The 13,592-nt window shown below is 44.3% G+C and carries 9 protein-coding genes; all 9 read left to right on the forward strand.

Going from position 1 to position 13,592, the window contains the following annotated elements; genetic code table 11:
- Positions 1–58 precede the first annotated feature (58 nt).
- Complete coding sequence (locus tag M1K58_RS10450; RefSeq protein ID WP_256758793.1) at positions 59–940, forward strand: carbohydrate ABC transporter permease; 882 nt, start codon at positions 59–61, stop codon at positions 938–940.
- 23 nt (positions 941–963) lie between these two features.
- A complete protein-coding gene (locus tag M1K58_RS10455) occupies positions 964–1,812 on the forward strand; it encodes a carbohydrate ABC transporter permease (RefSeq protein ID WP_256758794.1) in 849 nt (282 codons plus the stop codon).
- 51 nt (positions 1,813–1,863) lie between these two features.
- The gene (locus M1K58_RS10460) at positions 1,864–4,191 is read left to right on the forward strand and encodes a glycoside hydrolase family 95 protein (protein ID WP_256758795.1); all 2,328 of its coding nucleotides are present in this window, start codon (positions 1,864–1,866) and stop codon (positions 4,189–4,191) included.
- 207 nt (positions 4,192–4,398) lie between these two features.
- Entirely contained in the window at positions 4,399–6,483 is a 2,085-nt protein-coding gene (locus tag M1K58_RS10465; RefSeq protein WP_256758796.1) for a methyl-accepting chemotaxis protein, read from the forward strand.
- A 2-nt stretch (positions 6,484–6,485) separates the two neighbouring features.
- Positions 6,486–8,105 (forward strand): response regulator transcription factor, encoded by a 1,620-nt coding sequence (locus M1K58_RS10470; protein WP_256758797.1) that lies wholly within the window; start codon positions 6,486–6,488, stop codon positions 8,103–8,105.
- Between the two features lie 5 nt (positions 8,106–8,110).
- Positions 8,111–9,871 (forward strand): sensor histidine kinase, encoded by a 1,761-nt coding sequence (locus tag M1K58_RS10475; protein ID WP_256758798.1) that lies wholly within the window; start codon positions 8,111–8,113, stop codon positions 9,869–9,871.
- A 24-nt stretch (positions 9,872–9,895) separates the two neighbouring features.
- Positions 9,896–10,882 carry a substrate-binding domain-containing protein gene (locus tag M1K58_RS10480; RefSeq protein WP_256758799.1) on the forward strand — a complete coding sequence of 329 codons (987 nt, stop codon included), beginning with the start codon at positions 9,896–9,898 and terminating at the stop codon, positions 10,880–10,882.
- Between the two features lie 167 nt (positions 10,883–11,049).
- The gene (locus M1K58_RS10485; RefSeq protein ID WP_256758800.1) at positions 11,050–12,558 is read left to right on the forward strand and encodes a sugar ABC transporter ATP-binding protein; all 1,509 of its coding nucleotides are present in this window, start codon (positions 11,050–11,052) and stop codon (positions 12,556–12,558) included.
- Between the two features lie 15 nt (positions 12,559–12,573).
- Positions 12,574–13,590, forward strand: a complete 1,017-nt coding sequence (locus tag M1K58_RS10490; protein ID WP_256758801.1) for an ABC transporter permease — start codon at positions 12,574–12,576, stop codon at positions 13,588–13,590.
- Positions 13,591–13,592: the final 2 nt, after the last annotated feature.

The raw sequence follows: 13,592 nt of genomic DNA on the forward strand, positions 1-13,592 counted from the left end.
TCTCGCGCCGAAACGAAAGTTTCGGCGCGAGAACTTTCAAATGCAGGGAATGAACAACATGAAAACCTATTTATCCAATAAGAAAACTATAGCATTATTTACACTTCCAGCATTACTCATTTATACGCTCATAGTGACATATCCGGTATTGCAGGCGCTTTTCCGTAGTTTTTATGATTGGAACGGACTGGGTGGCGGCACGTTTATAGGAATTCAAAATTATATTCAATTGTTTGAAGATCCTTTACTGATTCGTTCGCTGCGTAATGGGGCTTTGTTTGCGTTAGTTCTTGTTGTGTTTCAAATTGGTTTAGGCACTCTGTTGGCTTTAGTATGCGCTGACCCAAAAGTCAAAGGAAGAAAAATCCTTAAGACAGGATATTTTATTCCGGTTGTTCTTTCTGTAACGGTTGTATGTCAGCTTTGGATTGCGATTTATGATCCAACGAATGGAATGATTAACAAGCTGTTTCAGTTGCTTGGAATCCCCTATCAGCAATATTGGTTAACTTCGCCTGCAGTATCGATTATTGCGATTGCTTTTGTCAACGCCTGGCAGTTTATGGGGTTTCAGTTTAGTCTTTTGTATGCTGGGGTTAAATCAATTCCTGAACAATACATGGAAGCGGCTACGATTGATGGATGCTCGAAGTGGAAGGCTCATCTCAAGATCACACTTCCAATGATGGCGGAAACGTATAAATTCAGTTTTATCTTAGCCATTACCTCTGGCATCGGCGCATTCATTCAGATGCTGATCATGACGAGTGGTGGACCAGGAACAACAAACTACACCTTAACTTTTATGATTTATAGATATGCATTTATGGATTCCGAATACGGGTATGCATGTGCGGTTTCTATTTTCCTTGTCGTATTGAGTTTGCTGGCAACTTTGATTATTAATAAGGTTTTTAATCGCGAGAGATTTTCGCACTAGCGGCAGAAAGGGGCGTACGCGAGATGCTACACGTCATAAAAAAAAGTTTTAAGCCCGGACAACTGCTATTGCAAGGTTCGCTTTGGCTATATTTCATTCTTTCGGTTTATCCGCTTTACTGGATGATTTCGTATTCCTTAAAAAATAATGATGAAATATTCAGCACGAACCCATTTGGACTGCCAACACATTTTAGGATAGAGAATTACATCAACGCATGGAATAATTTTAATATTCCGCGTTATTTTCTGAATAGCACTATCGTTTCTATCGTCAGTACGGCCGGAATATTGTTGCTGGCTATTATGTTTTCATATGCAACGGCAAGAATGGTATGGAAATTTAGCGGGACAGCAAGAGCGTATATGATGATTGGTATGTTTATTCCATTGCAAGTGATCATGATTCCGCTTGCCGTTCTAGTAAAGGATTTTCATCTTATTAATACTTATGGAGCCCTCGTTGTCCCGTACATTGCATTTGGGCTTCCTCTGTCTAGCCTAATCTTTTACGGCTTTATGAGGGGGATTCCAATCGAGCTAGAGGAATCCGCCTGTATGGACGGGGCAGGAATCTTCCGAACTTTTTTTAGTATTATTGTTCCGATCGTTAAACCAGCCGTGGCTACACTTGCGATTTTACAATTTTTGAACGTTTGGAACGAATTTTTGCTCGCTTATATTTTAATTTCAGACGAAAGCATGAAGACGTTACCTCTAGGGTTGCTTTTCTTCCAAGGGCAATATAGCACGGACTGGGGCGGGATGGGAGCCGTAATGACAATAGCCAGTCTCCCGACCGTTATTGTATTTCTATTCTTCAGCGAGCAAGTAGAACGAGCAATGACCGTTGGTTCTGCAGTTAAAGGTTAATCATTGAAACGCAGAGAGATTGAATAGTCGATTGGAGGATGAATGTACAACATGAAAGCAATGAAACTCTGGTACGAGAATGAGGCGAATGCTTGGGCTGAAGGCCTTCCGATAGGTAATGGTAGAATGGCTGCCATCGTTTATGGGGGAGCTGAACAAGAAGTATGGAATATTACTGAATTGACCTACTGGTCTGGCAAACAAGAAGCGATTAAAAGCCATTCCTCTGGAAAAAAAGATATAGCCGAACTTCGGAAATACTTCTATGAAGGAGATTACGAATCGGGAGAGCGGTTGGCCGGTGATATACTCCAGCCTGTTAAGAAGAACTTTGGGACTAATCTTCCTATGTGCAACGTTATATTCAAATATGAAGATGAAGAAACAGGGATGAGCGTATATCGTGAACTCAATTTAGAAGATGCAATTGCGACAACGTCATTGAATGGAAAGAACGGAATCATTCATCGTGAAGTGTTTGCAACCCATAAGGATGATCTCATTGCGTGCCGTCTCTGGAGTGAACAGTCCGGGGGGGTTAACTTTAGTCTCCGGCTGGAAGGCCAAACAAACGAATTCGAAAGCTGGAATGATTCGGATCATACTTTAGCATTTCGGGGGCAAGCCTTGGAGAACGTACACAGTGATGGAGAGTGCGGCGTGCGTTGCCAAGGAAAACTTGTAGTACGGAATGATGGCGGTCAAGTTATCGGCGATTCCAATCAAATCAACGTTCAGGGTGCAAGTGAAGTTGTTGTCTATTTAGTCGTTAATACCGACTTCGATCGTCATGATGAAAGTTGGATCGAGCGTAGCGACAATCAAGTCAATGCAGCACTAAAGAAAGGCTACTCTTTGATTAAACAGGATCATATCGCTGATTATCAGAGTGTGTACGAACGGGTAGACCTAAACCTAGGAGAAACAGACAATAGCAACCGACCGACTGATGAAAGAGTTAAACTTCTTGCGGTAGGAATAGATGACGATCCGCAGCTATATGCTTTGTTTTTCCAATATGGTAGGTATTTGACTATATGTGGGGCAAGGGAGAATTCGCCTCTGCCGCTGAATTTACAAGGCATTTGGAATGACGATCAGGCCTGCCGGATGGGGTGGACCTGTGATTATCATCTTGATATTAATACAGAGATGAATTATTACCCGATCGAGACTACCAACTTATCGGATAGCCATCTTCCGCTCATCCGGTATATTGAGCGCTTAGCTTCAGCAGGTAAATCCACTGCCAAGGATTTCTATGGGTGCGACGGTTGGGTGGCCCATACGGTTTCCAACGTATGGGGATTCACTGCGCCTGCCTGGGAGACTTCCTGGGGACTAAACGTAACGGGTGGACTGTGGATTGCCATGCAGCTCAGAGACCATTACGAGTTTACCTTGGATGAGAAATTCCTCCGAGAAACGGCTTATCCCGTCTTAAAGGACGCTGCCGTTTTCTTCATGGATTACATGGATGTTCACCCACAATACGGTTGGCTCGTTGTTGGACCTTCGATCTCACCAGAAAACAGCTTCTATCCCGCGGATGGCAATCGGAACCCTCGCACCTTATCCATGGGTTCCACGCTAGATCAGGTACTCGTGAAAGATCTATTGGATTTTTGTTTAGGGGCTGCGGAAAAACTGAATCTCGATGAGGAGTTTCAAACGCGACTTAAAACAGCTATAGTGCTATTGCCTCCGCTTCAAATCGGAGCGAAGGGGCAAGTGCAAGAATGGCTAGAGGATTATGAAGATGCCCAACCGGAGCATCGTCATTTGTCCCACCTTCATAGTTTGTATCCGGCCTATCAAATTACGCCGCAACATACGCCGGATTTAAGCGCAGCCGCGCAAAAAACGCTCGAAATGCGGAAATCGAGCGAAGGTCATGAAGATATTGAATTTACCGTGGCCGCTTTCGCGGGATGCTACTCGAGATTGCAAGACGGGGATCGGGCTTACGAGCAAATTAATCATCTTATCGGCGAACTCTGTTATCCGAATTTGCTCACCTACTCAAAGCCCGGGATTGCGGGTGCCGAATCGATGATTTATGTAGCCGATGGGAATTATGGCGGGACCGCAGCTATCGCAGATATGCTACTGCAAAGCCATGCAGGAGAAATTCATCTCCTGCCTGCATTGCCTTCTAAATGGAGCGAGGGGTACTTTTCCGGATTAAAGGCAAGAGGTGCAATAGAAGCGGATGTGAAGTGGTTAAACGGGAAACTGGATAAAGCGGTGATTAAATCCTCATTATCGGGTTCCACAACCTTAAGGTATAACGGGAAAGCGATTCCGTTTGCCTATCAAGCGGGATCCGAATACCATATCGACAGTGAGCTCCTAGTGAAAGAAGTCAGCCGCAAGTGAGGATCAAGACAGGTACATGGCAGTAAGACGACAGCGATTGTGAAATGTAAAAAGCGGCTATCGAGTCTCGTATGGACCCGATAACCGCTTTTTGTCGTGGTACTAATGGATAGCATTTTCCATCAAAATTCGAGAAAACCTCATCGTAAAGCTCTGCATATTCAGTTATGGTGAAATGGCATATCAAAATATCGGGGGCTGCGGAAAATGAAATTCATATTCGGTATTTTCACCAGGATAGCGAACAGTAAAGCCATACGCTTCTCCTCGATACAAACACGACTATCTGTATTTTTCATTCTCCTGCTTACAGCATCAATTGTTGTGACCAGTTCTGTGAGCTATCGTCAATCTAGCAAGGCAATGAACGACAAGATCGAGCTGTACTCCAAGCAGATCATCAATCAAATAAGCGCGAAAATAGACCTAGATATTGAACACGTGAAGTACGCAATAGAAGATATTTCTTCTAGTGAAGGTATTCAGAAAGGTTTAGGTAACGTGAAGTCTGCAGGCAATGATGCATATGTGCTGAATGATTCGATCACGAAAGAAATATCCCGTAAACTTTCATTATTCAACTTTGTGTCAAGTATTGTCCTCTATGTAGATGAGGCTACAACGCTGGGCACATTCAATAGCTTGAACAAAGATCAACTCAAGTCTATTGTCGCGGAAGCGCAAACGAATCATGATTATCACTTCGCTTTAATCGAAGATACGACAAGCGGCAAAGCTTACATTTCGATTAGTCGACAAATTAAGTCATCCATTAGTGGCGATGTTCTGGGAACGATTGTGTTGACGTTTACAGAGAAACATTTCTTGGATCTATACAAAAGTATTGATCTAGGAACGTCGTCGGATATTGTAATTGTGGATAAGCAAGGAAAAGTCGTGTCGAGTCGAGACAAAATCAAGTATCCGGTTAACCGCACACTGACGGACGCAGAGGTTTCTAATCGCATCAATAACACCGAGAGGGAAGAAGGGTCAAGTACTTCCTACTTCGGACAAGTGTTCGGCGTCGATTCACTTATTTCCCTGACGACCATTGAGAGTAGTGGCTGGACGATTGTATCGATGATTCCCAAATCGTTTATTAATGCGGAAATCAATACATTGGAGAAGAAAATGATCATGATCGGGGTAATCTGCCTGCTGCTATCGGTCATGATAGCCTATATTCTTTCGCTGGGCATATCTATCCCAACGAAGCAGTTGTTACAACAAATGAATCAAGTTAACGATGGCAACTTGACCCTAAGCATAGACGATCCGAACAAAGACGAGATGGGAACCATTTCGAACTCTTTCAATGAAACGATGGGCACGATCAGCAAATTAATCGAGCGCGTTCGTTCGTCTGCAGATAACATGCTCGGACAAGCGGAGCAGACGACTTCCTTTGCGAATCGATTTCGCAATAATCAGTATCATTTCGTTGCTACGATTGAACAAGTCGCATCCGGAGCTAACCACCAGGCCGGCGAGGCAATGGAAAGCCTCTCCAGCATGAATGAATTATCCGATAACATTAATACGATAGGAACGGACATCAATACGATATCTAGCGCAATGACCGGAATTGGAGCGGTTTGCGGGAGAGCTCAAATGATCGTCGTGTCATTGAATGAGAAGACGGACAAATCCAATGCCGTAGCGCGAAAAGTGAATGAGCACATCGGATCGCTCAGCGAGGAATTGGGCACGATTACTAGAATCGTTGAAACGATAACCGCTATTGCGAAGAAAACAAACATTCTTGCTATCAATGCAGCTATTGAAGCCGCACGGGCAGGAGCTGCAGGTAAGGGATTCGCAGTCGTAGCCGATGAGGTTAAGCGGCTAGCAGAGCAATCGCGAGATGCCTCTACAGAGATTTACCATATCATCTCCGGCGTCATGGAGAAGTCCCAAGCGACCGTTAAGGAAGCCGATCATGCAATCGTGCTGCAAAAAGAGCAAAACGAGGCGATTGCGGAAACCGATCGAACCTTTGATCAAATTAATCAGGAAGTTAAGCATGTGCTTGAATTCGTCTCTAATATTCGCAGATCATCTGAAAAGGTGCTCTACTCTAGAGAAAAGGCGTTCAAAGCAATCGAGGTCATCGTGTCAGTCGCGCAGGAAACCGCGGCGGTTACGGAAGAAGCCTTCTCTGGAATGCAGGAACAATCGATCGAAACCGAGAAATTAGCTAATATGGCCCAATCCATGAATGATACTGCGGAAGGACTAACCCATGCTGTTCTGAAATTCAAGACGAATAAAGTCGATAAGGCGGGATGAGCATGTATAAGCTGCTGTTCGTTGATGACGAAATCCTCGTAAGAAAAGCCATCAGTAGCCAAATGAATTGGGCGGAATACGGTTTCGAGTGTATAGGCGTTAGCGAGGACGGCATTGAAGCTCTCGAATTTGTCGAGCGTAACAGGCCCGACGTCGTGCTAACCGATATTGACATGCCATTTATGGATGGATTAGAGTTAACGAAAGAATTATCCGAGAGGTATCCATTAATCAAAGTTATTATTTTAACGGGATACGACGATTTCGAATACGCGCAACAAGCCATTAAAATGCAAGCGGTCGACTATATTCTAAAGCCGATTACACCCGATGATTTGGGCGAAGTCCTAAGCAAGCTGAAAAGCGAGCTCGACGTGACTAGAGGAGAGAAACAAGATTACGAGCATTTGAAGCGTCAGCTAACGGAAAACATGCCGCTCTTAAGAGAACGGTTTCTAGAGCGGATGTTAACGTCCCAAATGTCGGATAAGGAGAAGCATGAAGGGTGGCAGTACTTCCAGACGAATTGGAAAGGCTCTCATGTAATAGAGCTGGTCATGGCCGTGGACGAGTTTCTCTGGAGTCAAACGGTAACCGCCTCCGACCAACAACTGATTTGGTTTGCCGTCTTTAATGTAACGCAGGAAATCATGAGCAAGTACGGCGGAGTGGTTGTATTTCGAGATCGGGACAACCGCGTACTAACGCTAATATCGGGTGCTGATCCCGTTGAACTGCAAGAGGAAGCAATGCGTCATGCGGAAGAAATTCACCAAGCGGTAACTTCGATCCTTCCCGTGAAAGTTTCAATCGGAATCGGAGATGCATCCGAGCTAGGAAGCAACGTCTCGTTTGCTCATGAAACCGCTTTATCGGCACTTGAATATCGTTTCGCTATCGGATCGAATTCCATTATCCGATTATCGGATATGGCTCAGCGGAGCAACCGTGAAGCGTTCCCGATCATGTCATGGGAGAGCGAATTGATAACTAAGTTGAAGACCGGAACGATGGAAGAGATGGAGATATGGGTTACGAAGTTATTCTCAGTATTTCGCGATCAATTGTATCCAGGGGATATTTGCCAAATCTATCTTCAAAGAATCGTACTTACTTTGATGCACACCCTCTATGAAATGAATAGCGATCTTGCGCAATTGCCGCAAAATGCGGAAAGTTTAACGCAAAAAGTAACGAAATTTACGACGCTGTACGATACGGAGGAGTGGATGAAAACCCTTTGTACGGAAGCCGTATCGAAGATCAAGAGCTCAAGGGAAAATTTTAATTCGTTGCAGATTGCAAAGTCAATCGAATATTTCAAAGCGCAGTTTAATAATCCGGATTTGTCCATTAAATCGGTATGCAACCATATAACCATGAGTACAAGCTACTTCAGCACGCTATTTAAGCAATATACGGGGAAAACTTTTATTGAATACGTGACGCATGAACGGATGGAAAAGGCCAAAGAACTACTGAATCTTACCTCGATGAAAAGCTACGAAATCGCTTACGAAGTCGGATATAGCGACCCTCATTATTTTAGCGGAGCCTTTAAAAAGCATGCAGGGGACACACCGACGGATTATCGTCTTAAAATGACAACGAAGAAAGCGTGATAGGGATGAATCTATTTACTAGATTTAGAAGCTTTCAGACGAATATCGTGCTTGCGTTCGTCTTGGTTATTCTGATGACGATTTTGATCATGAGCGTGACTTCATACTATTTGTCCAGGGATTCCGTTAAAACAAATACGCAAGCGTACACGCTGGAGTTGGTAAAGCAGGTTAATGAAAATATAAAATCCTATGTTAACGGAATGAAGTATATGTCGAGTCTCGTCGCGAATAATCGTAGCGTCCAACAGTACTTATCTACGGACAGTTTTGAAAGTCTCGGAGAAGAGAAGAAACAAAAGGACACCGTATCCGACTTTCTTGAGGCCATGTTCATCTCGCGTTCGGACATAGCATCCATCAATATATTCGGCAGCGACGATAAAATCATTTCCGGTAGAAAGGATTTCGAGCTTAATCCGAATTTCGATATTAAAAGCATGAAGTGGTACATGGATGCGATTGCCGCGAACGGGGCGGATGTCGTATCCTCTTCTCATGTGCAGCACATCATTAAAGGCCGTTATCCATGGGTTGTATCGCTCAGCCGTGAGCTACTAAGCCATGACGGGACACAGAAGCTGGGCGTGTTTTTAGTCGATTTAAACTTCAATGTATTGAGCGATATGCTGAAAGATATCAAATTAGGCGATAGAGGATATGTATTCATTATCGACAGCAACGGAAAAATCGTCTATCACCCGCAGCAACAGCTCATATATAGCAATCTGAAATCGGAAATGATCGATCAGGTGCTCTCCAACAAAAGCAGTACGTTTACGAGCGACGAAGGTAGCCGTAGTCGAATCTATTCGATTCAAGACTCAGATTTTGGATGGAAAATCATAGGGGTATCTTACGTGAATGAATTGGTCGCGAATCAGCAAAACATGCGTTCGTCCTTTATTCTTCTAGGGATTATTTGCATAGTAATCGCGATAATGATCTCGGTACTGCTGACGCGGAGAATCAGTCAACCGATCAAGATGCTTGAGCATCATATGAAAGAAGTGGAAAAGGGAAATTTCGATATTCACGTGCCAGTGCCGAGGACGATTGAAATCGGCAGGCTGGCTCGAACATTTAACATCATGGTCGGTAAAATCAAGGAACTCATGACTCAAGCTATTTCGGACCAAGAGCAGAAACGAAAAAGCGAAATTAAAGCATTGCAATCGCAAATTAATCCTCATTTTCTTTACAACACGCTTGATTCGATCATCTGGATGGCCGAGAGTTACAAAGCGAAGGAAATTACCGTAATGACATCGGCATTGGCTAAGCTGCTTCGCTCATCAATCAGTAAAGGCGAAGAGCTAGTTCAGATCAGCACGGAAGTCGAGCATATAACGAGCTATTTGAAAATCCAAAAGATGCGTTACAGCGATAAGATGGATTACTTGGTTGAAATTAGCGAATCGCTTGAAGATTATCTATCAATTAAACTTATTCTTCAACCGATAGTCGAGAATGCGATCTATCACGGCATCAAGAAGAAAGGAGGGTCCGGATGGATCATGATCAGATCGGAGGAAACGGAATCCGATATTTTGCTGATTGTAGAAGACAACGGCTGCGGCATGGATAATGAAAAACGCAATTCCTTGCTGCATCCTTCAACGATTCGTTCAGGCAGTCGCGGGGTCGGAGTGATGAATGTACACGAGCGGCTTCAACTTTATTTTGGCACTCAGTACGGATTAAGCTATACTAGCGAGCTAGGAGTCGGAACAGTCGTTACGATTCGCTTTCCTAAGGTTTTGTAGCCTAAAATAATGAGGTGAAAAACGATGCGGTGGAGTTTCCGACGCTTCATCTGGCTCCTAGTAGCGGGTTTTATACTCGTTGCCATCGTCGGCTTCTGGCTTACGCGAATCCCGGAGGATAAGACGATAGAAATACGGGTCATCATTAAATCTACCGACGATTCGATCGAGTTCTGGCAAGTCATGAAAGACGGCATCGATACTGCGGCGAAAGAGTTCGGCGCTAACGTGGTCGTTAAGGGCTCCAAAACGGAGACGGATATTGACGAACAAATTGCGCTAGTAGAGGAAGCGATTGCCGAGCAACCCGACGCGATCATACTGGCAGCGAATGATTACGATCGGCTGGTACCCGTTTCCGAGAAGGTGAAAGAAAGCGGAATTCGGCTATTCATTGTCGATTCGGGTATTAAAGCGGATATCGCACAGAGTATCATCGCGACGGATAACTATAAGGCGGGTAAAAAAGCAGGCGAGGAAATGAAAAGGCAACTTGGAGACCGACCCACTCAAGTTGCAATTATTAAATATGTGCTTGCCGCAGCTTCCGTGAGCGATCGAGAAGACGGCGTGAGAGCCGTACTAGGTCATGACCCGAAAATCGATTTGCTGGATACCTACTACGCGAAAGGTCTTGAAGAGAACGCCTACGAATTAATGAAAACAATAATGAATGAGCATCCGGACGTCGACGGTATCATCTGTCTTAACGAAATGGTGAGCGTTGGCGGGGGACGAGCATTTCAGGAATTGAATCTTAAAGATAAGGTTGTCATGATCGGGTTTGATAGCCCGATTCCCGTAATTAATCTGCTGGAAGAAGGCGTCATGAGGTCTACCATCGTTCAAAAGCCGTTCCAGATGGGGTATTTGAGCATTAAAGCGGCCGTTGATGCCGTTCAAGGAAAAAACGTACCGAAGGTAATCGACACAGGCTCGGAGATCATTACCAAAAATAATATGTACGAGGAAGAATACCAGAAACTTTTGTTCCCTTTTTACGATAAGTAAGAATATCCAACTAAATATCTGTGTTTAAACCGGAAATATTTCCGGTTTTTTTGTTTTTATTAGCGTTTTTTCGACTAAACCAGTAGTAAATCACATGTAAGGATAATTGGGATGAGTGTAAAGTAATTATCAACGACAAGAAATAGAAGATGGAATGGGGTGGGGCGATGCGCGAGCCTATCGTCGTCATGGAGGGAATTGAAAAGCATTTTTCCGGTGTGCATGCTCTTAAACATTGTAGATTCGATCTACTGCCCGGTGAAGTTCACGCACTTGTCGGAGAGAATGGTGCAGGGAAGTCAACGATGATGAAAATTTTGACGGGAGTCTATCAGAAAGATGGAGGCGAGATCATTCTGGACGGTAAATCCGTTCAATTGCCGGATACGAAAGCTGCCCAGAAGCTCGGGATTAGCATGATCCATCAGGAACTAAACCTGGCTCCCGATCTAACAGTTGCGCAAAACATATTCATTGGCCGTGAACCTCGGAAAGCGATCAAGTTATTCCTGGACGATAGAGAGATGAATAAGCAAGCAACTGTTCTTCTGCGGCAGATGAATCTGGATATCGAGCCGACGACGCTTGTGTCAGAGTTAACCGTAGCCAAACAACAAATGGTTGAGATTGTAAAAGCTATTTCATATGATTCGCAGGTGCTCATCATGGACGAGCCGACGGCTGCGTTAAGTGATTCGGAAATCGAAGAGTTATTTACCGCAATTACAAAGCTTCGTTCGAGAGGCGTCGGGATCGTTTACATCTCACACCGGATGGCTGAACTCAAACGGATAAGTGATCGAATCTCTGTTATGCGGGATGGTAGTTATATCGACACTGTCATGACAGAAGAAACAACGATTGAGCGAATCATAGCTATGATGGTCGGCAGGGAAATTTACCACTCCACTAGCCCTGAGAATCACTTCAAAAATGCAGATGTTGTATTGGAAGCAAGAGGATTGAATCGCGGAAGAGCGATTAAGGATGTAAGTTTCCAGCTTCGAAAGGGGGAAATACTAGGCATCGCAGGCTTGGTGGGTTCAGGGCGCACAGAAGTGGCAAGGGCCTTGTTCGGCGCGGATGAAATCGATACTGGTGAAATATTTATTCATGGCAATAAAGTCAAAATCTCTGGCCCACATCACGCAGTAGGCTATGGGCTCGGTTATTTATCGGAAGATCGCAAAAGATACGGTTGCGTGCTCGATATGGATGTGAAGTCTAATGTAGCTGTTGCATCGTATGAAAGCTTTTCGCGATTTGGTTGGATGTCAGACTCTCGCATTGCTCATACAGCCGAAAAAATGGTAGATAGCCTAAAAGTAAAAACGCCAAGCATTAATCAACAATTGCGCAATCTATCCGGCGGAAATCAGCAGAAGGTGATTATCGGTAAATGGTTGACCAGAGATTGTGATATCTTGATTTTCGACGAGCCCACGCGTGGCATAGATATTGGAGCGAAGAGTGAGATTTATAAGCTTTTAGACAGATTAGTTCATGAGGGCAAGTCCATTATCGTTATCAGCTCGGAGCTCCCAGAAGTACTGAGACTTAGTCATCGCATACTCGTGATGTGCGAAGGGCGAATTACTGGGGAGATCATAAATGACGGGAACGTATCGCAAGAGAGGATCATGCAGTTCGCAACACAAGGATTCGAAGCCGTTTAATTGGAGGGAATATCGATGAATAAGACACTGGTAACGCATAAATCCAATCGTTACCCTGCTCTCATAAAATCTGATTTTTTGCAGCAACTTCTCGCCTTTGGAAGTCTAATCGTACTGGTTTTAGTTTTCTCGCTGGCATCGGATAACTTCTTTCAGTTCTCCAATATCGTAGGCATATTACTATCGACAGCAGTTGTAGGGGTACTGGCGCTTGGAGCGACTTTCGTCATCATTACCGGGGGTATTGACCTATCGGTTGGTACGGTAATGACGTTAACCGCTGTCATGACTGGTGTCAGCATTACCTATTGGGGATGGCCGATATGGGCAGGACTTCTCGTTGGCATATCGACTGGAGCGTTATGCGGCTTCGTCTCCGGCGTAGCGGTGGCAAAGATGAAAATTCCGCCTTTTATTGCAACGCTTGCAGTCATGATGATTGCCAAAGGGTTGGCACTCGTCATATCGGGAACACGACCGGTATACTTCCCATCTCCTGATAAAGGGTTTAGATTCTCGGATATATCGCTAGATTCGTTATTCAATAAAATAATCCCTGGTTTCAAAATTCCGAATGCTGTCGTCATCTTTTTCGCTGTAGCGATAATAGGCAGCATTATATTAAGCCGGACAATTATTGGACGGTATAATTTCGCGATTGGAAGCAATGAAGAAGCAACAAGGTTATCGGGAGTCAACGTGAATTATTGGAAAATATTGATCTATACCATTACCGGCATATTTACTGCAATCGCAGGTATTCTGATCGCTTCACGATTGAACTCTGCCCAACCAGCTCTTGGAATGGGTTACGAGCTTGAAGCTATAGCGGCCGTTGTCATTGGTGGCACATCGTTAAGCGGAGGCAAAGGGTCAATACTCGGAACGGTCATTGGGGCGCTCATCATGAGTGTGTTGACCAATGGTCTCCGTATTATGTCTGTTCCGCAAGAATGGCAAACGGTGGTTGTCGGCTTTGTCATCTTCCTTGCCGTATACATGGACATTATCAGACGCAAGAAAGCGTCGTAACA

This window comes from Cohnella sp. WQ 127256 (assembly GCF_024519285.1).
Taxonomy (GTDB): Bacteria; Bacillota; Bacilli; order Paenibacillales; family Paenibacillaceae; genus Cohnella.

What these genes read in the sequence shown, in the direction of transcription:
- M1K58_RS10475 (WP_256758798.1), top strand. Translation starts at nt 8,111, where the DNA reads ATGAATCTATTTACTAGATTTAGAAGCTTTCAGACGAATATCGTGCTT.
- M1K58_RS10470 (WP_256758797.1), top strand. Translation starts at nt 6,486, where the DNA reads ATGTATAAGCTGCTGTTCGTTGATGACGAAATCCTCGTAAGAAAAGCC.
- M1K58_RS10485 (WP_256758800.1), top strand. Translation starts at nt 11,050, where the DNA reads ATGCGCGAGCCTATCGTCGTCATGGAGGGAATTGAAAAGCATTTTTCC.
- M1K58_RS10455 (WP_256758794.1), top strand. Translation starts at nt 964, where the DNA reads ATGCTACACGTCATAAAAAAAAGTTTTAAGCCCGGACAACTGCTATTG.
- M1K58_RS10465 (WP_256758796.1), top strand. Translation starts at nt 4,399, where the DNA reads ATGAAATTCATATTCGGTATTTTCACCAGGATAGCGAACAGTAAAGCC.
- M1K58_RS10490 (WP_256758801.1), top strand. Translation starts at nt 12,574, where the DNA reads ATGAATAAGACACTGGTAACGCATAAATCCAATCGTTACCCTGCTCTC.
- M1K58_RS10460 (WP_256758795.1), top strand. Translation starts at nt 1,864, where the DNA reads ATGAAAGCAATGAAACTCTGGTACGAGAATGAGGCGAATGCTTGGGCT.
- M1K58_RS10450 (WP_256758793.1), top strand. Translation starts at nt 59, where the DNA reads ATGAAAACCTATTTATCCAATAAGAAAACTATAGCATTATTTACACTT.
- M1K58_RS10480 (WP_256758799.1), top strand. Translation starts at nt 9,896, where the DNA reads ATGCGGTGGAGTTTCCGACGCTTCATCTGGCTCCTAGTAGCGGGTTTT.